This is a genomic window from Cellulosimicrobium sp. AB352 (assembly GCF_049538415.1).
GTDB classification, from domain to species: domain Bacteria; phylum Actinomycetota; class Actinomycetes; order Actinomycetales; family Cellulomonadaceae; genus Cellulosimicrobium; species Cellulosimicrobium funkei.
The window spans coordinates 54,060-78,666 of the sequence record NZ_JBMVFX010000007.1 but is presented as its reverse complement, the minus strand read 5'-3'; the positions used below and the strand labels follow the sequence as shown (position 1 = coordinate 78,666).

The following is a 24,607-nucleotide window of genomic DNA, read 5'->3' as shown; positions in this document are numbered from 1 at the left end:
GCCACCGTCGGTCCCTCCGGCGCAGCGCTGGCGTGCAGGGGGCAGTGCTAGTGGCACGGCGACCACCTCGCGGGTGGGTCCCTCGGCCGTGCGGAGCGTGGCGGAGGCCCCTTCGTGGTCTCTCGCGCTGACGTCACGGCGCGCTCCTGGACGAGCCGCGTTGCTTCGGTCCCGGGTCCTATCGTTGCGGGGTGACGGACGCCCGGATCGCTCGCCAGCTCGTGGCGCTCACCTTTCTGATCGCCTATGGGATCTCCGGTGGGCTGATCGTGGCGGCCCGCTTCGGCCACGAGGTGCACAACGTCGTCTCCACGGTTCCCGAGCTCCTGGCGAACGTACCGTTCGCGCTCTACATCCTCTCGCCCGCGATCGCCTCGTACGTCGTCCTGCGAGCGAGCCGGAGGGTCTCGGGCCTCCGGGAGTGGCTGCGCCTCGTCTTCGCCATCCGTGGCCGTCCCGCGGGATATCTGCTCGCCCTCTCCGCGCTCGCGCTGTACTTCGCGCTCCACCTGCTGGTCTCCGGCCCCTCCACCCACGCGCTCCCGTGGTTCGTGTTCTTCCTGTCCCTGCCGGGCAATCTCGTCATCGGCGGCATGGAGGAGGCCGGCTGGATGACCGCGCTGCAACCCGGGCTCGATCGGCGGTGGGGGTTCGTCCCGTCCTCGCTGGTGGTCGGGATCATCTGGCTCCTCTGGCACGTGCCGCTCTTCTTCATCCCTGGCACGAACCACGAGTCCGGTCTGATCGACTTCTGGATGTTCGCGGTCCAGATCATGGCGTTCCGCTTCCTCTACGGCGCGATCTTCAGGACGGCCGGCTCGAACGGGGTGCTCCTGTGCATCCTCAGCCACACGGTGTTCAACGCCGCCAGCTTCACTCTCGGCATCCCGCCGACGACCTGGGCAGGCACTCTTGCCGCCAATACCGGGGTTCTGATTCTTGCCCTCGCACCGGTCATGCTCTCCCACAGGTCGCGGGCGACTCATCGATGGCGCGTCGGGCGCTGAGCATCACGCAGGGCTGCGGCGACGCGGATGGACGTCCGCAGTGGTGCGCAGAGATGCGGAGGGCGGCGCGTCGGTGAGCGTGATCGCCGCGTCTCGGGCAGGCGATCTGCGCGGCACCGGCCCTCCCGGCGCCATCTCCCACCCAGGTTGTCCACCGACACCCCAGGGTGTCTGCCAGGCGGGTCCGACCGGCGGGCGCCGTGCAGGCCCCCGCCGGTCGGGCAGTCAGCGACCGATGGTGTCGAGCTCGGTGACGTCCTCCTGCGAGAGTGCCAGTGCTGCTCCGGCGAGGTTCTCGCGCAGGTGCGCGACCCGGGAGGTACCGGGGATGAGGAGGATGTTCGGGGAGCGTCGCACGAGCCAGGCGAGGGCGACGGACATCGGGGTGGCATCCAGTCGCGCTGCGACGGCCGAGAGGGCGCCTGCCTGCAGGGGACTAAACCCTCCCAGGGGAAAGAACGGGACGTAGGCGATACCGTCCGCGGCGAGGTCGTCGATCAGCCGGTCGTCCCCGCGGTGCGCGAGGTTGTACATGTTCTGGACGCACACGATCGGCGCGACCGCACGGGCTTCGGCGACCTGCTCGGCGGTGACGTTGCTGACGCCGAGCTGTCGGACGAGTCCCTCCTGCTGGAGCTCGACGAGCGTCTCCAGGGCCCCGGTGATCGAACCGGGCTGCGGCTCGTGGGCGTCGCCCATGCGCAGGTTCACCAGGTCGAGGCGCTCCACGCCCAGGGACTCGAGGTTCTCCCTCACCTGGCGGCGCAGGTCCGCCGGCGTGCGGGCAGCGGGCCAGCCGCCCGCGGCGTCGCGGTCGGCCCCGACCTTGGTCGAGATCAGCACCGACTCCGGGTAGGGGTGCAGCGCCTCGCGGATCAGCTCGTTCGTCACGTGCGGCCCGTAGGCGCCGCTGGTGTCGATGTGGGTGATCCCCTGCTCGACGACATCGCGCAGCACCGCGATCGCACCGTCCCGATCCGTGGGCGGTCCCATCACCCCGGGTCCGGCGAGCTGCATCGCCCCGTACCCGAAGCGGGTGATGGTGCGTCCGCCGAGGGCCCAGGTCCCCCCGGGGAGCGTGGTCGTGTCCGTGGTCATCTCGTCATGCCTCTCGTGTGCGTGCTTCAACAGGCTGGTGCTCCACCTCGCCGTGCACGAGCATGAGAGAGCAACTCTCCACAAGGAAGTACGCACCCTGAAGTGCGTTACCTCCCCGAGCAAGGACGAGACTCATGACGACGCAGACCGCGGCCGAACGGCGAGCCCGAGCCAGAACCGCCTACAACGCGTTCCTGTCCGCCTGCCCGAGCCGTCAGCTCCTGGACAGGCTCTCCGACAAGTGGGTCGTGCTGGTTCTGTGCGCCCTGGGCGGCGACGGCCCCGGCGGCGACGGGGAGCCGATCTCCCTGCGCTACTCCGAGCTGTCGCGCATGATCGCGGGGGTGAGTCAGAAGATGCTCACCCAGACCCTCCGCTCACTCGAACGGGACGGGATGCTCACTCGCACCGTGACCCCGACGGTCCCCGTCACCGTCGACTACACGCTCACCGATCTCGGTCTCTCGCTCCACCGGACCACGCGCGAGCTCAGGGCCTGGGCGCAGGACAACATGGACGCGGTGCAGGCCAGCCGTCGCCAGTACGACACGAACGACTGACGAGCTGCACGGTGACGACCGCCGGACCTCGGGCTCCTCGGGATCACTCCGCCCGAGCGCCCCGACCGCGGCGGCACGCCGACGTCCCACGCGCTCTCCCGGTTCGTCGGCCCTCCGACCGCACGAGACCGTCCCCCGGTCACCACCCGTTGACCGGCCCCACCGACCGGGCTACCCTCTCCGCCCCCATTCGGAAAGTTCGGCCGAAATTTCGGGGCCGTGACACGAAGGAGTGCCTGATGGATGGATCGACCGACCGCGCGTGCGAGACGACGCGGCGCCGACGCAGGGCGACGGGCCTCGTCGCCGGTGGGCTCGCCGGCGGGCTGGCGCTCGCGGCGGGACTCGCCGTCCCGGCCGCGGCCGAGAGCGTCCCGGCCGCCGCCGAAGGCGCCCCGCGCACGGCGAGCGTCCCGGCGACGGCGACGCCCGCCGTCGGGCAGCCCGCCCTGACGGGCGCGCAGCGCGCGACGCTGGAGACGTACCTGGAGGACACGTACACCTCGCTGGAGGCCATGACCGACGAGGAGACCGGCCTGCCCGCGGACAACATCGAGGGCGACCTGGACCCGGCGTCGAGCAGCGCGTACACGTCGCCGACGAACATCGGCGGCTGGCTGTGGTCCACCGTCGTGGCGCGCGACCTGGGCCTGGTCGACGAGGCCGAGGCGCGCGACCGCCTCGCGACGACGATCGACACGGTCGCGTCCCTCGACCGGCACGACGCGAGCGGCATGTTCTACAACTGGTACGACCCGGCGACGGGCGACCGGGTGGAGACGTGGCCGGACGACGGCAACCCGGTGCACCAGTTCCTCAGCTCGGTGGACAACGGCTGGCTGGCCGCGGGCCTGCGCGTCGTCGCGGAGGCGGAGCCGAGCCTCGCGGAGGAGGCGCTGGCCGTCTACGACGGCATGCACTTCGGCGCGTTCTACAACGCGGAGGCGCGCCCGGACCTCGGCGTCGGGCTGCTGCGCGGCGGGTTCTGGGACGAGGAGCCGCCCGGGTGCTCGGTCGCCGGGGACTACCTCGGCACGGGCACCGACGTCTACTACACGTGCCACAACTACGACACGACGGTCTCGGAGACGCGCATCGCGACCTACCTCGGCATCGCCGAGGGCGAGGTGCCGCCGGAGGCCTACTACGCGAGCTACCGGACGTTCCCGGACACGTGCGACTGGTCGTGGCAGGAGCAGAAGCCGATCGGCGAGACGCGCGAGCACCTCGGCGTCCCGGTGTTCGAGGGGGCGTACCGCTACCGCGACCTCGCGGTCGTGCCGGGCTGGGGCGGCTCGATGTTCGAGGCGCTCATGCCGGACATGCTCGTCCCCGAGGCGGAGTGGGGCCCGACGTCGTGGGGCGTCAACCACCCGCTCGTGGTGCGCGCCCACAAGGAGCACGGCCTCGACGAGGCCGGGTACGGGGCCTGGGGATTCTCGCCCGCGAGCAACCCCTTCGGCGGGTACGCGGAGTACGGTGTCGACGCGATCGGCCTGCGCTCCGACGGCTACCTGTCCGACGGCGAGACCGACGTCGACCTCGGCTTCGAGGGCTGCCGCGAGGCCACGAACCCGGCGCCGGAGTTCGGTGACGGTGTCGTGACGCCGCACGCGTCGTTCCTCGGGCTCGCGTACGACACCGAGGGCGTGCTCGACAACCTGGCCCACCTCGCGGACGACCTCGACGCGTACGGGCCGGGCGGGTTCTACGACTCGGTCGCGGTCCGCTCGGGCACGGTCGCCGAGCGCTACCTGTCGCTCGACCAGGCGATGATCGTCGCCGCGATCGGCAACGTCCTCGACGACTCGCGCCTCAAGGACTACTTCGTCGACGACCGGCTCGAGCAGGCGCTGCGCCCGCTCATGGAGGCGGAGACGTTCTCGGCCGTCGCCGACCTCACGCCCGGCGTGGGCGCCGACGTCGAGGTCGAGGCGCGCTGCCTCGGGAACCGGGCGGCCGTCGCGGTGCGCGCCACCAGCACGTCCGACGGCCGCACGACCGTCGAGCTCGCCACCCCGTACGGGACGCGGTCGTACGACGACGTCGCCCCGCACCGCAGCACCTACCGGGCGTTCTCGGCGCGCACGGCGGAGATCCCGTCGGGCACCGCGACCGTGACGGTGACGTCCGACGACGGCGCGACCGTCCAGGAGCTGCCGTACCGCTACGCGGGCGTCTCCTGCGGCTGACCCCACGCACCGCGGCCGACCGCCGTGCCGCGCGCGTCAGGCGCGCGGCGCGGCGGTCGACGCGCGCACGACGAGGCTCGTCGCGAGCTCCGTGCGCAGGGTGCGGCCGCTCGCGCTGCGTGCCCGGTGCACGAGCGCGACGGCCGAGGCGCCCATCTCGACGAGCGGCTGGCGCACCGTGGTGAGCGGAGGGTCGGTCCAGGGCGCGACGGGCAGGTCGTCGAACCCGACGAGCGAGACGTCGTCCGGCACGGAGCGCCCCGCCTCGCGCAGCGCCCGCAGCGCGCCGAGCGCGGTGTCGTCGCTGCACGCGAAGATCGCCGTCGGGGCGTCGTCGAGGGCGAGCAGCCGCTGCGTCTCCTCGTAGCCCGCGGCGACCCCGTAGGTGCTCAGGCGCACGAGGTCGTCGTCGACGGGCACGTCCGCCTGGATGAGCGCGGCGCGGTAGCCCGCGAGGCGGGCGAGCGCGTTGTCCTGCTCGGGGACGCCCGTGATCGTCGCGATCCGTCGGTGCCCCAGGGCGAGCAGGTGCGCCGTCGCCTCGAGCGCGCCCTGGAAGTTGGCCGCCCCGACGCTGAGCACGTCCTCGGGCGGACGGCGGCGCGGGTCGACGACGACGAGCGGCACCCCGGCCGTGGCGAGCGCGGCACGCGCCTCGGCGTCGGGCACGGCGACGACGCTCACGAGACCGTCCGTGCCCCGGGCGAGCGCGTGCCGGACCCAGGCGCCGCAGTCGTCGGGGTCCAGCTCGACGGACAGCACGACGTCGAGCCCGAGGCGCCGCGCCTCCGCGACCGCCCCGCGCACGACCGCCTCGGACCACGGGCCCTCGAAGTCGACGATCCGGACGTCGACGAGCCCCGTCCGCCGGGACGTGGGGGGCCGGATCTCGTAGCCGTGCCGCCGCAGGACGCCCGCGACCCGTTCGCGCGTCGCCGCCGAGACGTCCGGGCGCGCGTTGAGCACCTTCGACACCGTGGGGACGGACACCCCGGCGTCGGCCGCGACCCGGGCGAGGGGGACGCGCTGACCCGGCTGCGACGCTGCCATCCGAGCCCTCCGTCCGTCGTGCGACCCGCGGCCGGTCCGGCCGGGGGAGCGTGCCCCGACCCCGGATCGTAGCGAGGCCCCGGGTCGCGACCGGGCCTGGCACGGACGACGACGGCCCGGCCGGGACCGCGAGGTCCGGACCGGGCCGCCGTGCGCGCGGTCAGTCGTCGAGCGAGACGCTCCCGCGGGCGACGCCGCCGAGCCAGCCGAGGCTGGGCTTGGGCGTGCGCTCGAAGGTCTCCGGGTCCCACGCGACGAGCCCGAACGTCGGGGCGAACGAGCCCCACTCGTAGTTGTCGAGCAGCGACCAGTGCAGGTAGCCGAGCAGCGGGAGGCCCGCCTCCATCTCGGCGTGCAGCGCGCGCAGGGCGTCGCGCGTGTAGTCGATGCGGCGCGCGTCGTCCGCCGTCGCGATGCCGTTCTCCGAGACGAGGACCGGCAGACCGGTGATCTCGTGCCCGAGGCGCGCGGCCTCCGCGATGGCGGCCGGGTAGTACTCCCACCCGGTGAGCGTCTTCTCGGAGTCCTCCGGGGCGGGCAGCGGCCCGTCCACGGTGATCCGCGTGCGCGTGTAGGCCTGGACGGCGACGAAGTCGTCGCCGCGCGAGGCCTCGAGGAAGACGGTCTCGCGGGGGTAGGCGTACTCGCGCAGGACCTCCTCGGCGCCGGGGTCGGCGAAGAACTGCTGCGGCGCGACGGACCACCCGACGGGCACCCCGACGGTCCGCACGAGCTCCACGGCCCGGCGGTGCGCGGCGATGAGGTGCTCGGTCGCGACCGGGTCGGGAGCGTGCATCGTGCCGGCCTGGAGCTGCTCGGTGCCCTTGGCGGCCGTGATCATCATCGCGAGGATGTTCGGCTCGTTGATGGTGAACACGTGCGACGCGCGGTCGAGCAGCGGCAGCACGTGCTCGACGTACCGCGCGAACCGCTCGACGGACCGCGGGTCGGTCCAGCCGCCGTCCTCCGCGAACCAGCGCGGCGAGGTGAAGTGGTGCAGCGTGACGAGCGGCGTGACCCCGTGCTCGAGGCAGCAGTCGATCATGCGGCGGTAGTGGTCGACCTCGGCCCGCGAGAAGCGGCCCTCGGCCGGCTCGATGCGCGCCCACTCGATCGAGAACCGGTACGAGGTGAGCCCGGACTCGGCCAGCAGCCGGATGTCGTCGGCGTACCGGTGGTAGGAGTCGGCGGCGTCGCCCGACGGCTCGGCGAGGGTCGAGGCCGGGTCGACCTCGCGCGCCCACCAGTCGCTGTTGACGTTGTTGCCCTCGATCTGGTGGGCCGCCGTGGCGGCGCCCCAGACGAAGGACTCGGGGAAGGTGATCGACACAGGCTCTCCTCGTCGGTCGCCGGTCACTTGATGCCGGTCATGGCGATGCCCTGCACGAAGTAGCGCTGCAGGAACAGGAACAGGATGAGGATCGGCGTCACGACGAGCACGGACCCGGCCATGAGCAGGCCGTAGTAGGTGCCGTTCGAGCCGACCGAGTACAGCGAGAGCGCGACGGGGAGGGTGTACATGTTCTCCGTCTGCGCGACGACCAGGGGCCACAGGAAGTTGTTCCACGACCCGAGGAACGTGAGGATGCTCAGCGTCGCGAGCGGCGGCCCGCACTGGGGGAGCACGATCCGGAAGAAGACCCGGAACTCGCCCGCGCCGTCGATCCGGGCGGCCTCGATGAGCGCGTCCGGGATGCCGAGCATGAACTGCCGCATGAGGAACACGCCGAGCGGGCCGGCGAGGAACGGCAGGATGAGCGCCGGGTAGGTGTTGACGAGCCCCATGTTGGACACGAGCACGAACATCGGCACGAGCGTGACGACGCCCGGGACCATGAGCGTGAGCATGACGAGCGCGAACAGCACCTTCTTGCCGGGGAACTGCATCTTCGCGAGGGCGTAGCCGACCATCGAGCAGAAGATGATGTTGCCGAGCACGACGACGACGGCGACGACGATCGAGTTGGTGAAGTACTGCCCGTAGTTGAGCTGGGACAGCCACCGCTCGTAGTTGTCGAGCGTCGGGTTCTCGGGCCACCAGGTGATGGGCCGCTGCAGGAGCTCGCCCTGCGTCTTGAAGCTGCCGAGCGCCATCCAGATGAACGGCATGAGCGTCAGGAGCAGCCCGACGACGAGCGCGGTGTACGTGGCGCCGCGCGACCAGCGGATCGGGCGTCGTGCTCGACGGCGCGGCGCGCCCTCCGGAGCCGACGTCGCGGAGGGGGTCCGCGAGGACGTGACGGTCATGTCAATCCTCCTTCGACCGCAGCAGGCGGAACTGGACGGCGGCGAGGGCGGCGATCAGCGCGAAGAGCACGTACGCGGCTGCGGAGGCGAACGCGTAGTTGCCGTACCCGAACTGGTTGTAGACGTAGTAGCTGATGGTCAGCGTCGAGTTGACCGGGCCGCCCTTGGTCATGACGAAGGGCTCCTCGAACACCTGGAGGAAGCCGACCGACAGCAGCACCGCGCCGAGCAGCAGCGTCGGGCGCATCAGCGGGACCGTGATGGAGCGGAAGCGCCGCCACGAGCCGGCGCCGTCGACCTCGGCCGCCTCGTAGACGTCGCGCGGGATCGCCTGCAGGCCGGCCAGGAAGATGATCATGAGCGTGCCCATGTTGCGCCACGCGGCCATGAGGATGATCGACGGCATCGCCCACGTGCTGTCGTTGAGCCAGTCGGGGCCGTCGATCCCGACCCAGCCGAGCACGGTGTTGACGAGGCCCGAGTCCTGGAGGATGAACCGCCAGACGACCGCCACGGCGACGATCGACGTCACGACGGGCGTGTAGAAGCCGACGCGGAAGACGCTGCGGAACTTCTCGATGCCCGAGTTGAGCGCGACGGCCAGGGCGAGGCCGAGCACCATCGTCAGCGGGATGCCGACGAGGACGAAGTAGAAGGTGTTGACCAGCGCCTTGCGGAACAGCTCGTCCTGGAAGACGCCGGTGAAGTTCTCGATCCCGACGAAGTTCACCGCGAACGGGGTCTTGATGTCACGGATCGTGAGGTCCGAGAACGACATCCCGAACGACGCGAGCAGCGGCCCCAGCATGAAGACCGTGAAGACCGCGACGAACGGGAGCGCGAACAGCCAGGCGACGAGCGCTTGCCGTCGCCGGTGGACGGCGCCGGCCGTACGCCGGCGCCGTCCCTCGGTGGTGGTGGTCATGACTGACGGGCCCTGTTACCAGCCGAGCCCGAGCGTGTCGGCCTTGGCCTGGATGGCCTTGGCCGCGTCCTCGGAGGACACCTGACCGTTCGCGACCTTCTCGGCCTCGGTCTCGATGGTGGCCGAGAGCTCGTCCCAGCTCGGGACGGTCGGCGGGGCGATCGTGTTCTCGAGCTGCTCCTGGAGCACCTGGGTGCGGGGGTTCGAGGTGAGCGCCTCGTAGTCCCACGCGCTGTTCAGCGCGGGCAGGTCGCTCGTCGCGTCGAACCACGCCTGCTGCGTCTCGGGCTCGGAGAGCCAGCGGATGAGCTTCCAGGCGCCGTCGGCGTTCTTGGCCTCGGCGAAGACGCCGAGGTGCGCGCCGCCGATGTAGGAGTCGTTGTTGGCGGAGCCGGCGGGCACGGGCACGGTGGCCACGTTCTGCTCGACCCAGTCCTCGCCCTGGAGGTCGGCGAGCACGTTGACCATCCACGGGCCGGAGATGAACGCCGGGTCGGAGCCGTCGACGAACGCGCTGTTCTGCGAGTCGCCGTAGCCGGACAGCGGCGACAGGCCCTCGGTGAAGAAGGACGCGTAGTAGTCGAGCGCGTCGACCATGGCCTGGTTGTCGAGGTCGAACCCGTCGCCGGCCTCGTTGAGGACGGAGCCGCCGGCCTGCGAGTAGAACGGCAGGATGACCTGCGTCGAGTCCTCGGCGTCGCCCATCGGGAGCTGGAGGCCGTAGGTCGAGCCGTTGGCCTTCATGGCCTCCGCGAACGCGGTGAGCTCCTCCCAGCTGGTGGGAGCCTCGACGCCCGCGGCCTTGGCGAGGTCGGAGCGGTAGTACAGGACGCGCGTCTCGACGTACCACGGCACGCCGTACGCGACGCCGTCGGCGACGGTCGAGGCGGCGGCGCCCTCGACGAAGTCGTCGTTGTCGACGAGGCCCTCGGGGACGGGGGCGAGGCCGCCGGTCGCGACCATCGTCGGCATGAAGGACGAGCCGATCATGATCGCGTCGGGCACGGTGCCCGCGGCGACAGCGGTCTGGAACTTCGTCATGACGTCGGCCCACGGGATCGTGGTGACCTCGACGTTCGCGTCGGGGTTCTCCTCCGTGAAGCCCTGGACGAAGTCGGGCAGCTTCTCGCCCTCCTCACCCATCGCCCAGATCGTGATGTCACCCTCCGCGGGCGCGTCGTCCACCGTCGTGGTGGAGCCGGCGCTGGTCTCACCACCCGTGGAGTCGTCGTCCGCGCGACCGCACGCGGTCAGGGCCAGGAGTCCGACGACGCCGATGGCGACCGCCTTGCGTCCGAGCTTCATGAGCAATCCTCCTCATCGAGCAGTCGGCTCGTCCGTGTGAGCCGCTGTGGAAACTACCTTAGCGTGCGCTCGGTTAGTATTTTCAACCGGGGCGTCCAGGCCGTACCGTTGGCGCCGACAGACCTGCCGAAGGAGACGGTGATGAACGAGAGCGACCCCGCAGGTGGCGGCGCCACGACGGGGACGGCCGGGGGCCCGAGGACGACGAGCGCGACGGGCGCTCGCGGCACGACGGCGGCCGGCCTCCCCGACCGCCGCATCGTCCGCGGCGAGCAGCGCCGCCGCGAGATCCTCCGCACGGCGGTCGAGGTGTTCGGCGAGCAGGGCTTCCGCGGGAGCTCGCTGCGCGAGATCGCGGCCCGCGTCGGGATCTCCGAGGCCGGTCTGCTGCACCACTTCGGCAGCAAGGCCGGCCTCCTCACGGCGACCCTGGAGGAGCGCGACCGGCGCGACCGGGTGCGCCGCGGCGAGGACGAGGCCGCGGGCGCCGACCTCCTGACGACCATCCGCGACCAGGTGCGCCGCAACGCCGAGACGCCCGGCCTCGTGTCCCTCCACGTGGTGGTCGCCGCCGAGGCGACCGACGCGACCCACCCCGCGCACGACGTCGTCCGCGACCGCTACCGCGCGCTGCGCCACCAGGACGACACCCGCTTCCAGGACGCCGTCGCCCGGGGCGAGCTGCGCCCCGAGGTCGACCCGGCCGCGATCGGCCAGCTCTTCTCCGCCGTCATGGACGGCCTGCAGCTCCAGTGGCTGCTCGACCCCGACAACGTCGACATGGTCGCCCTCTTCGACCAGTTCCTCGCGCTGCTGCGCCCCGACGGCACGTCGCCCGCAGCACCCGAGCCCCGCACCACCGAGCAGGAGACCGCGTGACCCTCACCGCGACCGAGACCCCCGCCCGCGCCACGCTCACCTCGGGCGGCCTGACCGTCGAGCTCACCGGCGGCGGCGACGTGCGCGCCGTCAGCACGGACGGCCTGCTCGTGAACCAGTACCTGCCGGGCGAGCACGACCGCATGCTCGGCGGGATCCTGCTGCGCGCCACGCGCCCGGACGGCACGGTCGAGGTCGCGCGCCTCACCGGCTCCGCACCCGCCGTGACGGCGGTCGAGGTCGGCGCCGACCGCGTCGTGTGGTCGGGCGCCGCGCTCGGGCTCGCCACGCGCGTCGCGCTCACGCTCGACGGGCGCACGCTCGTCTGGCGCGTCGACCTCACGGCCGGCCCCGCGACGGACGCCGGGACGCGCTACGACGTCGTGCACGCGCAGGACCTCGCGCTCGCGCCGCCCGCCGCGGCGCTGTCGAGCGAGCCGTACGTGTGCCAGTACCTGCTGCACCGCGCGCTCGAGCACCCCGACGCCGGGACCGTGCTCGTCAGCCGGCAGACCATGTCCGCGCAGCCGCGCCTCCCGCTCGCGGTCGCGTTCCTCGTCGAGGGCGCCGTGGCGCACCTCACGGACTCTCTCCAGGTCTTCACCGCGCGCTCGCGGCGCGACGGGCTGCCGCACGGCCTGCTCGGGCCCGTGCAGCCGGGCGTGCTCCAGTACGAGTACGCGATGCCGACGCTCGTCTCGCGCCCGCTCGACCTCTCGACCGGGACGGCGCGCGTGCACGCCGTGACCGTGGTCGACGCCGACGCGCCCGGGCCGCTCGCGGCCCACCTCGACGAGGTGTCCGGCTGGGCCGCCGCCGCGGTCGCCGCCGCGGCCGCCGACCGCCCGACCGCGCGCTTCACGCCGACCGCCTCCGCGCTGCGCGACGCGCCGCTCCTCGCGGGCGACGAGCTCGACGAGGCCGGGCTGCTCGCCGCCGTCGGCCTCGCCGCCGACGACGTGCTCCTGCCCGAGCGAGACGCCGACGGCACGCTCCTGTCGTTCTTCACCGCGACGGGGACGCACGTCGTCGACGCGCGCAAGGACACCGTGACCGAGCGTTCGCACGGGCACGTGCTCAAGGCGGGCGACGACGTGCTGCCCACGGACGACGTCCTCTCCACGACGGCGTTCGCGCCCGGCGTCTTCGCGTCGCACGTCGTGCTCGGCAACACCACGGCGAACCGCCTCGCGACCGTGCACCGCCACCACCTCAATCTGATGCGCAGCAGCGGCCTGCGCGTGCTCGTCGACGACGGCCGCGGGCCCCGGCTCCTCGGCCTGCCGTCCGCGCTCGTGCTCGACGTCGGCGGCGTCCGCTGGCTCTACGAGACGCCGCTCGGGCGGGTCGACGTGCGGACCGTCGCGCACGACCGCGAGAACCGCATCGACGTCGCCGTGCGCTGCGAGCGCCCGCTGCACGTGACCGCGACCCTCGAGCTCGAGGACGAGGCCGGTGGCTGGCTCGCCGAGCACGTCCCCGCGGCCCCGGGCGACGCCGTCGTGGTGCGGCCCGTGCCGGGCGGCGACGTCGACGCGCACTACCCGGACCTGCGGTACGCCCTGGCGTCGTCCGCGCGGCTGGTCGTCGAGGAGGACGGTTCGGAGGCCGGCGCCGAGGGCGCCGCGTCCGGCACGACCCGCCGCCTCACGAGCACGACCGGCACCGGGTCGCTCACGCTCGCCCTCTCCGGCTCGCTGCGCGGGACCGACGCCGCGCTCGGGCTCCTCGCGGGCGCGCTCGACCCCCTGGCGGACGCCGACGCGACCCTCGCGCGCCACGTCGAGACCGTCCGTGGCGTCGTGCGCGGGCTGCGGTTCGCGCCGCACGCGACGGTCGAGACGCAGGAGCTCGACCTCCTCGTGCCCTGGTACGCGCACGACGCGCTGATCCACTTCCTCGTGCCGCACGGCCTGGAGCAGTACTCAGGCGCGGCGTGGGGCACGCGCGACGTGTGCCAGGGCCCGTTCGAGCTCGCGCTCGCGGGCGGGCGCCACGACGTCGCGCGCGAGATCGTGCTGCGCGTCCTGGCCCACCAGCACACGTGGGGCGAGTTCCCGCAGTGGTTCATGTTCGACGCCTACGCGGAGCGGTACAACGACTCCTCGCACGGCGACGTCGTGGTGTGGCCGCTGTTCGCGCTCGCCCAGTACCTGGAGGCGAGCGGCGACCTCGCCGTGCTCGACGAGCACGTCCCGTTCTGGGACCACGAGCAGCGCCGCCCGGCCGCCTCGGGGCCCGACGCCGCGGCGACGGTCCGCGACCACGTGGCCCGCCTGCTCGACCACCTCGACCGCGACCGCCTGCCCGGCACCGCGCTGCCGGCCTACGGCGAGGGCGACTGGGACGACACCCTCCAGCCCGCCGACCCGCGGATGCGCACCGACCTGGCGTCGACGTGGACCACCGCGCTGCTCGTGCAGGCCGCGGAGCTGCTCGCCCGCACGACCGCCGGCCGAGACGACCTCGCCGCGCTCTCCGGGCGCGCCGGCACGCTCGCGGCGGAGGTCCGCGCGGACCTGCGCGAGCGCGCCCTCGTGGACGGCGTCCTCGCCGGGTACGTGCGCCACGGCACCGACGGCGACGAGCTCGTCATCCACCCGTCGGACACCGTCTCCGGGATGCGGTACCGCCTCATCCCCATGACGCAGTCGATCATCGCGGGCATCCTCACGCCCGAGGAGGCCGCGGACCACGAGCGCCTCGTGCTGGAGCACCTGCACTTCCCCGACGGCGTGCGCCTCATGGACCACCCGGCCGCGTTCGACGAGGGCGTGCCGCACACGTTCCTGCGCGCCGAGCAGGCCGCGAACGTCGGCCGCGAGATCGGGCTCATGTACGTGCACGCGCACATCCGTTACGTCGAGGCGCTCGCGGCCCTGGGCCGCGGCCGCGCGCTCGACGAGCTGCTGCGCATCAGCCCGGTCGACCTCGGCCGGCGCCTCGCGCACGCCGCCCCGCGCCAGCGCAACGCCTACTTCTCGTCGAGCGACGCGGACTTCCCCGACCGCGAGAGCTTCGCGCGCGACTTCGACGGGCTCCGCGACGGCAGCGTCGGGGTGCGCGGCGGGTGGCGCGTGTACTCCAGCGGCCCCGGCATCTACCTGCGCCAGCTCGTCCAGGGCGTCCTCGGGCTGACCGAGCGCGGCGGGGAGATCGTCGTCGACCCGGTGCTGCCCGCGGCGGCGGACGGCCTCGTCGTCGACCTGGACCTCGGCGGCCGCACGCGTCGCGTGGTCTACCGCGTCACGGCGACCGGGGACGGCGTGCAGGTGCGCGCCGGGAGCGGCCCGGACGCGCTCGCGCCCGTGCCGGCGACCCTGCGCACCGGTGACTACCGGCAGCGCGGCGTCGTCGTCGCGACGCGCGACCTCGGGGACGCCGCGCACGTCGAGGTCACGGTGCCCGCCGGGTCGTAGGCCCGGCCGCCGGTCAGGTGCAGTCGACGCCCGCGTACGGCGTCTCGACGACCACGGGGCCGTCGGCGCCGGGGACCGTGAGCGTCGCGGTCCCCGCGTCGACCGACGCCGCACGGGCGCTGAACGCGCGGTACGCGTTGCGCCCGGGCGCCACGGCGTCGAACGTGCGCTCGCCGGCCGGCGTGCCGAGCGTGACGTCGAGCGGGTCGCTCCCGACGTTCTCGGCGCGGACGGCGACGTGCGCCGTCCCGCCGAGGCACCGCGCGTCGGCCTCGACGTGGACGGGCGGCAGCTCGCGGACCCGCACCTCGCGGAACGACACGACGTCCGGCGCGGAGCCGTGCGCCTGGAGGCCGACGTACCCGACGAGCCCGCGCGAGCTCGAGTCCGGGTCGAGCGGACGGTCGGGGAACGGCACGCCCGGCAGGTTCTCGTACTCGTTGATGACCACGCCGTCGCGGATCACCGTGTAGTGCTGCCCGACGACGCGCACCTCCAGCTCGTTCCACGTGCCCTTCGCGGTGGGCCGGGCCTCGTCGAGGCCGAGGTCGGCGAAGCCGTAGACCGAGCCCGTCTTGCGGGGGTCGTTCGAGCCGCCCTCGGGGGAGTCGTTGACCTGGATCTCGTGGCCGCAGTTGACCGCGATCCACGACAGGTTGCCCGTCTCGCTCCCGTTGAACGTCGTGGGGCAGCCCTCGACCGGTCCGGACAGGTCCGGGAAGCGGACCTGGATCCCGCTGTTCGCGCGCGCGTCGCCGGGGGCGTCGTCGCGGAACTCGACCACCATCGAGAAGTCGCCGTACTGGCGCACCGGGTACCAGAGCGTCCCGAACCCGCCGCCCGCGCCGGCGCGGCTGCGCACCGTGCCGTCGTCGAGACGGTCGAACCCGCCGTCGCCCGCGTACTCCCACGCGTCGAACGACTCCGGCGTGCCGTCGAGGATCACCTCGTAGCCGTCGTCGGCGGGTGCCGCGGCGGGCACGACCGCCGCCGCGGGCGCCGCGAGCGCGATCCCCGCGGCCAGGGCCGTCGCCCCGGCGAGCCGGGCGCGGCGCACCCTGCCCTGGGTCGCGCGGGCGGGGGTACGGGTGGTGCTCGTCATCGGAACTCCCTCGTTCGACGCGGTCCCGTCCACCCTCGCACGGTCCGCGCGGGCTCTCAACGGCACCCGGGCCGGTGCGAGAATCGACGCGTGGCCGGAGCCGAGGAGCGAGTGCTGGAGTCCGCGCGGGTCGCGTCCCGGCTGCGGGACGAGATCCTCGACGGCGTGCGCGAGCCCGGCTCGCGCCTCGTCGAGCGCGACCTCGCCGCCGGGTTCGGCGTGAGCCGCATCCCCGTGCGCGACGCGCTCAAGGTCCTGGAGGGGGAGGGGCTCGTCGCGCTGCGCCCGCACACGTGGGCCGTCGTGCGGGCGTTCACCGACGCCGACCTCGCCGACCTGGACGAGGTCCGCACCGTGCTCGAGCCGCTCGCGTTCCGCCTCGCCGCCGAGCGCCACGAGCCGGCGGGGCTGGAGCGCCTGCGCGCGGCGCTCGACCGCGAGCAGGAGGGTGCACGCGCGGCCGACCCCGTGGGGTCGCGCCGCTCGGCCGCCGACTTCCACGAGATCGTCACGGCGCTCGCGGGCAACCGGCTGCTCGACGACATGATGCAGGGCATCCGCAGCCGGATGCGCTGGGCGCTGTCGCAGCACGACGACCTCGCCGACGTCACCGACGAGCACGTGGCGCTGTTCGACGCGGTGCGTGCCCGGGACGGCGACCGGGCCGCGGAGCTCGCCGCGGCGCACGTCGAGAGCAGCCGACGGCGGCGGGCGGCCCTCGCGGCGCGTCGCGCCGCGTCGCGGGCCTGAGCGTCAGACCGCGCGTCAGACCGGCCCGGACGTCCCGTCGCCGACCGACCGGGCCGGGATCTGGACGGCCTTGTCCCACGCGCCGACCAGGCGGCCGTCGGAGGTCTCCAGGCGGAACGGTGCGAGCGGGAGGTTGCCGGCCCGGCGCCGGGCCCGCAGCACGTCGAGCGCCTCCTCGTCCGTCTCCGCGCCGAACGGTTCGCCGCGCCGCGCACCCGTGGCGGTGACGACGCGATAGCTCGTCATCCGGTCGTCGTCGTGGTGGACCTCGTCGGCGAGCGCGGCGACCTCCTGGGCGATCTCGAGGCTCGGCAGCGCGCCCCACGTGCGGCCGGGGCCGTCGAGGGTCCAGGTGCCGGTGTCGTCGCGCCGGACGACGTACTCGCGCGAGGCGCTGCGGGCACGCCAGGTCCGGTGGTCGACGGCGGTCCAGGTGAGCATGTTCATGTGCGGTGAGGTGGGTCGGACGACGGTCGGTCACTCGTCGGTCGAGCAGTTCCCCCCTGCCGTGTCCGGCGACCCACCGGCAGCGTACGCGTACCGATCGCGCGCGCGTGTCCACCCTGAGGAGGAGATCGGGCAGCGGGTCCGGCGCCCGGGGTAGGTCGCGCGGGGGACCTCGGCACCCGACGCGCGGCCCGACCGCGGCGCTGCCATCATCGACCGGGTCAGCACGGTGCCGCCGAGCCGCTCGGCGCGGGCCGGCACGCGAGCGCGAGGGGCGTGGGGCATGACCGCTGAGGGCACGGCGCAGGGCACGACGTCCGGCACCACGAAGGTCACCGTGCTCACGCTCACGGCGATGGTCGTGGGCTCCATGGTCGGGGCGGGCGTCTTCTCGCTCCCGCGCCGCTTCGCGCAGGAGACCGGGGTCGCGGGCGCGCTCGTGGCGTGGGTCGTCGCGGGCGCGGGCATGTTCACGCTCGCCCTCGTCTTCCAGCGGCTCGCGGTCCGCAAGCCCGGGCTCGACGCCGGGGTCTACGCGTACGCGAAGGCGGGCTTCGGGGAGTTCACGGGCTTCTACGCCGCCGCCGGGTACTGGGCGAGCGCGTGCGTGGGCAACGTGACGTACTGGGTGCTCATCATGTCGACGCTCGGGGCATGGGTTCCGGCCCTGGGCGCGGGGGACACGGTGCTCGCGCTCGTGCTCTCGTCGGTCGGGCTGTGGCTCTTCTTCGCGCTCGTGCGGCAGGGGATCCGGGAGGCGACGGCGATCAACCGGATCGTCACGATCGCCAAGCTCGTGCCCATCCTCGTCTTCGTCCTGCTCGCCGTGCTCGCGTTCGACCCCGCGGTCTTCGCGGCGAACCTCCACGGCGCCTCGTACACCGGGTCGCTGTTCGACCAGGTGCGCGACACCATGCTCGTCACCGTGTTCGTCTTCCTCGGGGTCGAGGGCGCGAGCGTCTACTCGCGGCACGCGCGCCGCCGCGAGGACGTGGGGCGGGCGACGATCCTCGGGTTCACGAGCGTGCTCGCGATCTTCGCGTCGGTGACGATCGTGTCCTACGGGATCCTGCCGATGGCCGAGATCGCGGAGCTGCGCCAGCCGTCGATGGCGGGCGTGCTGGAGGCCGCGGTCGGGCCGTGGGGGAGCGTCTTCGTGGGCGTCGGGCTGATCGTCTCGGTCCTGGGCGCCTACCTCGCGTGGACCCTCATGGCGGCGGAGGTCCTCTTCGTCGCGGCCCAGGACCGGGACATGCCGCGGTTCCTCACCCGCACGCGCCGGGAGGACGTCCCGGTGAACGCGCTGCTGCTCAGCACGGCGCTCTCGCAGGTGGTCCTCGTCGTCACGTACTTCTCCGACGACGCGTTCGACTTCGCGCTCGACCTCACCGCGTCGATGACCCTCATCCCGTTCCTCCTGGCCGCGCTCTACGCGCTGCGGCTGCGGCTCACGCGCGAGACGTACGACGGCGCCCCCGCCCGCACCCTGACGGGCGACCTCGTCGTGGCGGTCCTCGCGTCGGCGTACACCGCGTTCCTGCTCTTCGCGGCCGGGCTCGACCTCGCGCTGCTCGCGTTCGTCTTCTACGCGCCCGTCACCGTCCTCTTCGTCATGACGCGCCGCGAGCAGGGGCGGCGGGCGTTCGGGCCCGCGGAGCTCGCGCTGCTCGGCGTCGTCGTGGCGCTCGCGGTGCTCGCCGTCGTCGGGCTCGCGACGGGGTGGGTGTCGCTGTGAGACCACCGGACCGTACCGACCGCACCACCGAGAGGGAGCACCCATGAGCGTCGCGTCCGCCGTCCCGTCCACCGTCCCGCCCGCGCAGCACGGCGTCCACTCGGAGGTGGGGCGCCTGCGCAAGGTCCTCGTCTGCGCACCGGGGCTCGCGCACGAGCGGCTGACCCCGACGAACTCCGACGACCTCCTCTTCGACGACGTCATGTGGGTGGAGGCCGCCCAGCGCGACCACCTCGACTTCGTCAACAAGCTGACGAACCGGGGCGTCGAGGTCGTCGAGCTGCACGACCTCCTCGCGCAGACACTCGCGATCCCCGAGGCGCGGGCGTGGGTGCTCGACCGCAAGGTCGTGCCGAACCAGGTGGGCCTGGGGCTCGTCGAGGGCACGCGGGCCTACCTCGACTCGCTGAGCGAGCGCGAGCTCGCGCGGTTCCTCGTGGGCGGCCTGGCGACGACCGACCTGCCCGACGACTACCGCACCGGCTACGTGAACCTCGCGCGCGAGTCGACGGGCGGGTTCGAGTACCTGCTCCCGCCGCTGCCGAACACCCTGTACACGCGCGACACCACGTGCTGGGTCTACGGCGGCCTGACGCTCAACCCCCTGTACTGGCCGGCGCGCCAGGAGGAGACGCTCCTCATGAAGGCGGTCTACACGTTCCACCCCGAGTACCGGGAGTCGACGGTGTGGTGGGGCGACCCGGAGCAGGACTGGGGCCAGGCCACGCTGGAGGGCGGCGACGTCATGCCGGTGGGCAACGGCGCGGTGCTCGTCGGGATGAGCGAGCGCACGTCGCGCCAGGCGATCTCGCAGCTCGCGAAGGCGCTGTTCGAGGCGGGCGCGGCGGAGCAGGTCGTCGTCGCGGGCATGCCGCGGCTGCGCGCGGCGATGCACCTCGACACCGTGTTCACGTTCGCGGACCGCGACCTCGTCACGGTGCACCCGGCGATCGTCGACGGCATCCACACCTTCACGCTGCGGCCGTCGGACCGTGCGCCGGGCGTCGAGATCACCGACGAGGGCGACACCCCCTTCGTCGACGTGGTGGCGCGCGCCCTGGACCTGCCCGCGCTGCGCGTCGTCGAGACGGCGGGCGACGCGTACGCGTCCGAGCGGCAGCAGTGGGACTCGGGGAACAACGCCGTCGCCATCGAGCCGGGCGTCGTCGTCACCTACGACCGCAACACCCTGACCAACGCGGCGCTGCGGCGCGCGGGCGTCGAGGTCGTGACGATCGTCGGGGCGGAGCTCGGGCGCGGCCGGGGCGGCGGGCACTGCATGACGTGCCCCATCGCGCGCGACCCGCTCGACTGAGACGCCGCTCGGCGGACCACCGGCGCGGCGCGGCTCCCGGGATACCCTGCACGAGCCGCCCACGACGAGAGGACCCGCCCGATGTCCGACCCCACCGAGCCGTACGAGCCGGTCGACGACCAGACCGTCATGCGGCCTCCGCGGCGGTACGGGGACGACGGCGCCGCGACCCCGGGCGGGACGCCGCCCCCGCCGCCCCCGCCCGGACCGGGGCAGCCCCACGCCCAGGTCCCGTACGGCACGGACCCGTACGGGCAGCGCGGGGCGCCGCCCGCGCCGCAGGGGTACCGCGGCCCGGACCCGCACGCGACGATCCCGCCCGCGGACACGGGCGCGACCTGGCCCCCCGCGGAGACCGGCGCGACGTGGCCGCCCGCCGCGACGTCGTCGGGCCACACCGCACCCCCGCCGCCCGGGCACACCGGGCCGCCGCCCGGGGCGTACGCGGGCGCGCCCTACGGCGCCCCGCCCCACGGCACCCGGCCCACGGCTCCGTACGGCACGCCGTCCGCGCCGTACGGGGCGCCGTCCGGCCAGGGCTACGGTGCGCCCGACGACGCGACGGTCGTCCCGACGGCGACCGCGCCGCCGTCGGACCCGTACGGCTTCTCCCCGTACGCGACGCCGCCGGGCCGCGGCCGTCGCCCGTGGCTCGTGCCGGTGCTCGCCGGCGTGGGCGCGTTCGTGCTCGTCGCGGGCGCCCTCGGCGTGTGGCTCGGGCTGCGCGACGACGCCGCGCCCGACCCCGGGCCGACCTCGGCCGAGCAGGCGCCCGCGACGTCGGACGCGCCGACGGAGCCGGAGCCGGAGGAGACCGAGGACCCCGCGGACACCGACGTCACGGACGACGAGCCGTGGCTCGCGCAGGAGTACCGCGCGGGCGCGGAGATGGACCCGGAGAAGGGCCCCGAGCTCGCGCCGATGTCGTGGGCGTACTTCTCCGACAACGACTACCTCGTCAATGACGACCGCATCGCCCTCGTGGCGCGGCGGGACTTCGCGTGCGACGACGTCCCCGCGATCCCCGCGATCCAGGCCCTCGCGGGCTCGTGCCAGGCGGGGTTCGAGGCGCGCGTCGTGTCCGACGACGGCCCGACCGTCGCGCTCGACGTCGTCGTGCTGGACGTCGGCTCGAAGGAGGAGGCCGAGCGCGCCGCCGCGGCGTTCAACGACGCGCCGGAGGGCGACCCCCTGGCCGACACCACCGGCCCGGCCCACCCGACCCTGGCCGCGGCCGTCCCGCAGCCCGGGTTCCAGGGCTCGTACGCGATCCTCGACGACGGGGACGCGCCGTCGGTCATGCTGAGCACGGGCACCGTCGTGATCATGTACCGGCTCGGGATCGACGACGGCCTGGAGCGCGACCAGGTGCTCCCGGTCGCGCAGGCGGTCGGGTTCGTCGTCACCGACCACGAGCTGGCCAAGTCGTTCGAGGAGAAGAAGTTCGCGAAGCCCAAGGCCGGCTGAGCGGACGGTCCCGGCGCTGGCTACGCTGGGAGCGGTGATGGATCCCGCCGGGGCGCAGCCGCCCGAACCGCCGCCAGGGCTGATGGTTCCTGACTCGTCGCACGTCGGCGGGCAGGGCGCTGCCCGCGGGAGGAGGCCGCATGAGAGCACGCCCGCACGCGGGACCGGTGCCCCAGCCCGCGCTCGACCGGATGGTCCCGTTCGCGGGGCACGCCGTGGTGGTGGGCGTCGTCCCGGGCGGTGACCCGCTCGTGGTCCGCACGGCGGCGGCCTGGGCCGACGCCGCCGGGTCCCGGCTCGTCGCGGCGTACGCCGACGCGTCGCGCGCCGTGGTCGAGGAGCACCCGGACGGGTCCGTGACGCACGCGTCCCTCGACCCGGACTCCGCCGACGACGCCTGGCAGGACACCGCCGAGCGCCTGCGCGCCGAGGTCGGCGCGGAGCTCGCGGACGTGCGCGTGCCGTGGGAGCTGCGCTACCTCGCGGGGCGGCCCGACCGCGCGCTGACCCACCTCGCGCGCGCCGTCGACGCGGCGGTGATCGTCGTCGGCTCGCGCGCGCCGGGCTCGCTCGCGCACGTGCGCGAGCTCGTCGAGGGGTCGGTCGCGGTGCACCTGGCCCACCACCAGCACCGTCCCGTGCTCACGGTCCCGCTCGCCGTCGTGGACTGGAAGGAGATCCGCACCCCGTGGGAGAGGTGACGCGCCGGACCCCGCTGCTCGCGCTCGCGGGCCTCGTCGCGGCCGGGGGAGCGGTCGGCACGACGGCGCGCGCGCTGCTCGAGCAGGCGTTCGCGCCCGTGCCGGGAGCGTGGCCGTGGACGACGTTCTGGATCAACCTCGTCGGCTCGTTCGTGCTCGGTGCGCTGCTCGAGACGCTGCTGCGCGCGGGCCCCGACTCGGGTCGGCGCCGCGCCGTCCGGCTCGGGTGCGGCACGGGCGTGCTCGGGGGCTTCACGACGTACTCGACGTTCGTCGTCGAGGTCGAGCGCCTCGCGAGCGGCGGGCACGCCGCCCTCGGCGCGGCCTACGCGCTGGGGAGCGTCGCGCTGGGGGTCGCGGCGGCGGTGGGCGGCGTCGCGCTCGCGGCCGCGGCCCGACGGCGACGCGTCGCCCGGGACGGTGGCGCGCGGTGACGGGGGTCCCCGACCTGCTGCTCGTCGCCGTCGCGGGCGGGCTCGGTGCGGCGGCCCGGTTCCTCCTCGACACGGTGGTCGCGCGGCACAACCGCTGGTCGACGCCGCTCGGCACGCTCGCGGTGAACGTGACGGCCTGCTTCCTGCTGGGGCTGCTCACGGGCTGGGGGGCGACGCACCCGGGCCAGGGGGACGTCGTGGCGGTGCTCGGCGTCGGGTTCCTCGGCGGGTACTCCACGTTCTCGACGGCGTCCGTCGAGGGGGCGCGGCTCCTCCTCGCGGGTCGCGGCGCGGTCGCGCTCCTGCACGCGCTGGGGATGCTGCTCGTGTGCCTCGCGGCCGCCGTGGCGGGGATCGCGCTCGGGGGAGGGTGAGTCGTCGCGGGCCCGGTGCAACCCGGGGGTTGCGCCCCGACCCGGCGCTGTGCAACTGTGGAGTTGCACAGCGAGACCTTCCCCACGGAGAGGACGCACCATGACCACCACCAACGAGCCGGCCGTCGTCGACCCGGCGTCGTACACCGTCTCCCGGACCGTGACGATCGACGCCCCGGCTGCCCGCGTCTGGGCGGCGCTCACCCAGGAGGACCTCATCAGCCGCTGGTTCGGTCAGCGTACGTCCCTGCCCGACCTGCGCGTCGGTGGCGAGGGGGTGTTCAGCTGGCCCGACGTCCCCGACGTCCAGGTGCGGATCGAGGAGTACGACCCCACGACGACCTTCGCCTTCCGGTGGGGGACCCCGGTGGGGCAGCCCGTGGACGAGACGACGTCGACCGTCGCGCGCTTCACGCTCGAGCCCCAGGGCCCGACGACCGTCCTGCGCGTCGTCGAGACCGGGTTCGAGCGCACCGCCGACCCCGAGGAGCTGCTCGAGAGCCACCGGCAGGGGTGGACGAGCGAGCTCGACGAGCTCGTCGAGCTCCTCGAGGGCGCTCTCGCGGCCGAGGGCGGGCACGCGTGAGCGCAGCGGCGACGGAGCTCGCCCCCGTGTTCTCCGCGCTCGCGGACGACACCCGGTGGCGGATCCTCCAGGAGCTCGGCAGCGCGGACCTCTCGGCGTCCGCGCTCGCCGAGCGGCTCCCCGTGAGCCGGCAGGCCATCGCGAAGCACCTCGCCGTGCTCGCGGAGGTCGGGCTCGTCGAGTCGGTGCGCGTCGGGCGCGAGGTCCGGCACCGGGCCGTCGGGACGCGGCTCGGCGAGACCGCGCGCGCCCTCGAGGCCATCGGCGCGGCGTGGGACCGCCGGCTCGCGGCGATCAAGCGGATCGCGGAGGCGTAGCGGTCGTCGGTCAGGAGCCGGGAGCGGGGACGGGGTGCGCCGCGAGCGCCGACGCGACGGCGTGCAGGTTGTGCGCCATGAGGCGCCCGGTCTCGCGCGCCCACTCGTGGCCGTGGCCGGTCTGGACGTAGTCCGGCCCGGGCCCCGGGCCCTGGTTCCAGTAGGTCCACGCCTGCCCCGGGATCGTGTAGCCGATGTCCGCGAGGGCGCCGCTCACCTCCGAGATGACGTGGTGCGCGCCGTCCTCGTTGCCCGTGACCACGACCCCCGCGACCCGGTTGTACGCGACCGGGATCCCGTCGGGCCCCTCCTCGGAGATCATCGCGTCCATGCGCTCGAGCATGCGCTGGGCGAGCGACGACGGGCGCCCGAGCCACGTGGGCGTGAGGACCACGAGGATCTCCGACGCGACCAGCCGCTCGTGCACGCGGGGCCACTCGTCGCCCTCCCCGACGTCGGTGACGACGCCGGGCGGCACGGCGAGGTCGACGAGGCGGACGTGCTCGACCTCGACCCCGCGGTCCTGGAGCGCCTCGGCGACCACGCGCCCGAGCGCCTCGGTGTTGGACGGCTCCGGAGAGCTCTTGAGCGTGCAGCTGACGAACAGCGCCTTCATGGGGTCCTCCCGTGGCGCCGGGCGGTCGTGCCGCCCGGGACGGCCGGCGGCGGCTGGCTCCACCGTCCCGTCCAGCGTCAC

The 24,607-nt window shown here is 73.9% G+C and carries 23 protein-coding genes and 1 riboswitch; of the genes, 14 read left to right on the top strand and 9 right to left on the bottom strand.

Annotated elements, in window-relative coordinates:
- Positions 1-191: 191 nt before the first annotated feature.
- The gene (locus ACPCUX_RS07010) at positions 192-1,007 is read left to right on the top strand and encodes a CPBP family intramembrane glutamic endopeptidase (RefSeq protein WP_423388438.1); all 816 of its coding nucleotides are present in this window, start codon (positions 192-194) and stop codon (positions 1,005-1,007) included.
- A 225-nt stretch (positions 1,008-1,232) separates the two neighbouring features.
- Here ACPCUX_RS07010 and ACPCUX_RS07005 read toward each other — a convergent pair whose 3' ends face one another.
- Positions 1,233-2,105, bottom strand: a complete 873-nt coding sequence (locus ACPCUX_RS07005; protein ID WP_423388437.1) for an aldo/keto reductase family oxidoreductase — start codon at positions 2,103-2,105, stop codon at positions 1,233-1,235.
- A 134-nt stretch (positions 2,106-2,239) separates the two neighbouring features.
- Here ACPCUX_RS07005 and ACPCUX_RS07000 point away from each other — a divergent pair, with 134 nt between their 5' ends.
- Positions 2,240-2,665: a winged helix-turn-helix transcriptional regulator gene (locus ACPCUX_RS07000; RefSeq protein WP_144722920.1), complete on the top strand. Its 426-nt coding sequence runs from the start codon at positions 2,240-2,242 to the stop codon at positions 2,663-2,665.
- Between the two features lie 239 nt (positions 2,666-2,904).
- Complete coding sequence (locus tag ACPCUX_RS06995) at positions 2,905-4,857, top strand: glucoamylase family protein (RefSeq protein ID WP_423388436.1); 1,953 nt, start codon at positions 2,905-2,907, stop codon at positions 4,855-4,857.
- Between the two features lie 36 nt (positions 4,858-4,893).
- Here the strand turns inward: ACPCUX_RS06995 and ACPCUX_RS06990 are convergent, their stop codons facing one another.
- The 5 genes from ACPCUX_RS06990 to ACPCUX_RS06970 all read right to left on the bottom strand — a co-directional run bounded on the left by ACPCUX_RS06990 (position 4,894) and on the right by ACPCUX_RS06970 (position 10,384).
- The gene (locus ACPCUX_RS06990; protein ID WP_423388435.1) at positions 4,894-5,907 is read right to left on the bottom strand and encodes a LacI family DNA-binding transcriptional regulator; all 1,014 of its coding nucleotides are present in this window, start codon (positions 5,905-5,907) and stop codon (positions 4,894-4,896) included.
- Between the two features lie 160 nt (positions 5,908-6,067).
- Positions 6,068-7,237 carry a glycoside hydrolase family 1 protein gene (locus tag ACPCUX_RS06985; protein WP_409141539.1) on the bottom strand — a complete coding sequence of 390 codons (1,170 nt, stop codon included), beginning with the start codon at positions 7,235-7,237 and terminating at the stop codon, positions 6,068-6,070.
- A 23-nt stretch (positions 7,238-7,260) separates the two neighbouring features.
- Entirely contained in the window at positions 7,261-8,154 is an 894-nt protein-coding gene (locus ACPCUX_RS06980; protein ID WP_144722923.1) for a carbohydrate ABC transporter permease, read from the bottom strand.
- Between the two features lies 1 nt (position 8,155).
- Complete coding sequence (locus ACPCUX_RS06975; protein ID WP_021481814.1) at positions 8,156-9,079, bottom strand: carbohydrate ABC transporter permease; 924 nt, start codon at positions 9,077-9,079, stop codon at positions 8,156-8,158.
- A gap of 15 nt (positions 9,080-9,094) precedes the next feature.
- Positions 9,095-10,384, bottom strand: a complete 1,290-nt coding sequence (locus ACPCUX_RS06970; RefSeq protein ID WP_021481813.1) for an extracellular solute-binding protein — start codon at positions 10,382-10,384, stop codon at positions 9,095-9,097.
- 141 nt (positions 10,385-10,525) lie between these two features.
- Here ACPCUX_RS06970 and ACPCUX_RS06965 point away from each other — a divergent pair, with 141 nt between their 5' ends.
- A complete protein-coding gene (locus ACPCUX_RS06965) occupies positions 10,526-11,263 on the top strand; it encodes a TetR/AcrR family transcriptional regulator (protein ID WP_081599999.1) in 738 nt (245 codons plus the stop codon).
- The gene (locus ACPCUX_RS06960; protein ID WP_423388434.1) at positions 11,260-14,682 is read left to right on the top strand and encodes a GH36-type glycosyl hydrolase domain-containing protein; all 3,423 of its coding nucleotides are present in this window, start codon (positions 11,260-11,262) and stop codon (positions 14,680-14,682) included. The genes ACPCUX_RS06965 and ACPCUX_RS06960 overlap by 4 nt, the downstream gene beginning before the upstream one ends.
- A 13-nt stretch (positions 14,683-14,695) precedes the next feature.
- On the opposite strand, the gene ACPCUX_RS06955 is transcribed toward ACPCUX_RS06960, so the two are convergent.
- Entirely contained in the window at positions 14,696-15,784 is a 1,089-nt protein-coding gene (locus ACPCUX_RS06955) for a 3-keto-disaccharide hydrolase (RefSeq protein WP_255438124.1), read from the bottom strand.
- A 90-nt stretch (positions 15,785-15,874) separates the two neighbouring features.
- Here ACPCUX_RS06955 and ACPCUX_RS06950 point away from each other — a divergent pair, with 90 nt between their 5' ends.
- Positions 15,875-16,534, top strand: coding sequence for a GntR family transcriptional regulator (locus ACPCUX_RS06950; RefSeq protein ID WP_144722927.1), 660 nt, complete (start codon positions 15,875-15,877; stop codon positions 16,532-16,534).
- 15 nt (positions 16,535-16,549) lie between these two features.
- On the opposite strand, the gene ACPCUX_RS06945 is transcribed toward ACPCUX_RS06950, so the two are convergent.
- The gene (locus ACPCUX_RS06945; protein ID WP_009861914.1) at positions 16,550-16,981 is read right to left on the bottom strand and encodes a hypothetical protein; all 432 of its coding nucleotides are present in this window, start codon (positions 16,979-16,981) and stop codon (positions 16,550-16,552) included.
- Positions 16,982-17,264: 283 nt separating this feature from the next.
- Here ACPCUX_RS06945 and ACPCUX_RS06940 point away from each other — a divergent pair, with 283 nt between their 5' ends.
- The 8 genes from ACPCUX_RS06940 to ACPCUX_RS06905 all read left to right on the top strand — a co-directional run bounded on the left by ACPCUX_RS06940 (position 17,265) and on the right by ACPCUX_RS06905 (position 23,910).
- Entirely contained in the window at positions 17,265-18,716 is a 1,452-nt protein-coding gene (locus tag ACPCUX_RS06940) for a basic amino acid/polyamine antiporter (RefSeq protein ID WP_043654682.1), read from the top strand.
- Positions 18,717-18,759: 43 nt separating this feature from the next.
- Positions 18,760-20,031, top strand: a complete 1,272-nt coding sequence (locus ACPCUX_RS06935; RefSeq protein WP_034653862.1) for an arginine deiminase — start codon at positions 18,760-18,762, stop codon at positions 20,029-20,031.
- A gap of 81 nt (positions 20,032-20,112) precedes the next feature.
- Entirely contained in the window at positions 20,113-21,498 is a 1,386-nt protein-coding gene (locus tag ACPCUX_RS06930) for a hypothetical protein (RefSeq protein WP_423388433.1), read from the top strand.
- Between the two features lie 24 nt (positions 21,499-21,522).
- A riboswitch (Fluoride riboswitch) is annotated at positions 21,523-21,597 on the top strand.
- Positions 21,598-21,638: 41 nt separating this feature from the next.
- Positions 21,639-22,199 carry a universal stress protein gene (locus ACPCUX_RS06925; protein WP_423388432.1) on the top strand — a complete coding sequence of 187 codons (561 nt, stop codon included), beginning with the start codon at positions 21,639-21,641 and terminating at the stop codon, positions 22,197-22,199.
- The gene (locus tag ACPCUX_RS06920; protein WP_396049840.1) at positions 22,187-22,633 is read left to right on the top strand and encodes a FluC/FEX family fluoride channel; all 447 of its coding nucleotides are present in this window, start codon (positions 22,187-22,189) and stop codon (positions 22,631-22,633) included. The genes ACPCUX_RS06925 and ACPCUX_RS06920 overlap by 13 nt, the downstream gene beginning before the upstream one ends.
- On the top strand, positions 22,630-23,007 hold the full coding sequence (locus tag ACPCUX_RS06915) for a fluoride efflux transporter FluC (protein ID WP_396049842.1): 378 nt from the start codon (positions 22,630-22,632) through the stop codon (positions 23,005-23,007). Before ACPCUX_RS06920 ends, ACPCUX_RS06915 begins: the two co-directional genes overlap by 4 nt.
- A gap of 100 nt (positions 23,008-23,107) precedes the next feature.
- A complete protein-coding gene (locus ACPCUX_RS06910; RefSeq protein ID WP_085386988.1) occupies positions 23,108-23,593 on the top strand; it encodes an SRPBCC domain-containing protein in 486 nt (161 codons plus the stop codon).
- The gene (locus ACPCUX_RS06905; protein ID WP_034652607.1) at positions 23,590-23,910 is read left to right on the top strand and encodes an ArsR/SmtB family transcription factor; all 321 of its coding nucleotides are present in this window, start codon (positions 23,590-23,592) and stop codon (positions 23,908-23,910) included. Before ACPCUX_RS06910 ends, ACPCUX_RS06905 begins: the two co-directional genes overlap by 4 nt.
- Before the next feature lie 10 nt (positions 23,911-23,920).
- Here ACPCUX_RS06905 and ACPCUX_RS06900 read toward each other — a convergent pair whose 3' ends face one another.
- Positions 23,921-24,526 (bottom strand): flavodoxin family protein, encoded by a 606-nt coding sequence (locus ACPCUX_RS06900; protein ID WP_034652636.1) that lies wholly within the window; start codon positions 24,524-24,526, stop codon positions 23,921-23,923.
- Positions 24,527-24,607: the final 81 nt, after the last annotated feature.

Excerpts from the sequence above, each read along its gene's own strand:
- ACPCUX_RS06980 (WP_144722923.1), bottom strand. The coding sequence starts at position 8,154 with ATGACCGTCACGTCCTCGCGGACCCCCTCCGCGACGTCGGCTCCGGAG.
- ACPCUX_RS06970 (WP_021481813.1), bottom strand. The coding sequence starts at position 10,384 with ATGAAGCTCGGACGCAAGGCGGTCGCCATCGGCGTCGTCGGACTCCTG.
- ACPCUX_RS06900 (WP_034652636.1), bottom strand. The coding sequence starts at position 24,526 with ATGAAGGCGCTGTTCGTCAGCTGCACGCTCAAGAGCTCTCCGGAGCCG.
- ACPCUX_RS06935 (WP_034653862.1), top strand. The coding sequence starts at position 18,760 with ATGAGCGTCGCGTCCGCCGTCCCGTCCACCGTCCCGCCCGCGCAGCAC.
- ACPCUX_RS06975 (WP_021481814.1), bottom strand. The coding sequence starts at position 9,079 with ATGACCACCACCACCGAGGGACGGCGCCGGCGTACGGCCGGCGCCGTC.
- ACPCUX_RS06990 (WP_423388435.1), bottom strand. The coding sequence starts at position 5,907 with ATGGCAGCGTCGCAGCCGGGTCAGCGCGTCCCCCTCGCCCGGGTCGCG.
- ACPCUX_RS06945 (WP_009861914.1), bottom strand. The coding sequence starts at position 16,981 with ATGAACATGCTCACCTGGACCGCCGTCGACCACCGGACCTGGCGTGCC.
- ACPCUX_RS06930 (WP_423388433.1), top strand. The coding sequence starts at position 20,113 with ATGTCCGACCCCACCGAGCCGTACGAGCCGGTCGACGACCAGACCGTC.
- ACPCUX_RS07000 (WP_144722920.1), top strand. The coding sequence starts at position 2,240 with ATGACGACGCAGACCGCGGCCGAACGGCGAGCCCGAGCCAGAACCGCC.
- ACPCUX_RS06910 (WP_085386988.1), top strand. The coding sequence starts at position 23,108 with ATGACCACCACCAACGAGCCGGCCGTCGTCGACCCGGCGTCGTACACC.
- ACPCUX_RS06995 (WP_423388436.1), top strand. The coding sequence starts at position 2,905 with ATGGATGGATCGACCGACCGCGCGTGCGAGACGACGCGGCGCCGACGC.
- ACPCUX_RS06940 (WP_043654682.1), top strand. The coding sequence starts at position 17,265 with ATGACCGCTGAGGGCACGGCGCAGGGCACGACGTCCGGCACCACGAAG.
- ACPCUX_RS07005 (WP_423388437.1), bottom strand. The coding sequence starts at position 2,105 with ATGACCACGGACACGACCACGCTCCCCGGGGGGACCTGGGCCCTCGGC.
- ACPCUX_RS06925 (WP_423388432.1), top strand. The coding sequence starts at position 21,639 with ATGAGAGCACGCCCGCACGCGGGACCGGTGCCCCAGCCCGCGCTCGAC.
- ACPCUX_RS06955 (WP_255438124.1), bottom strand. The coding sequence starts at position 15,784 with ATGACGAGCACCACCCGTACCCCCGCCCGCGCGACCCAGGGCAGGGTG.
- ACPCUX_RS06965 (WP_081599999.1), top strand. The coding sequence starts at position 10,526 with ATGAACGAGAGCGACCCCGCAGGTGGCGGCGCCACGACGGGGACGGCC.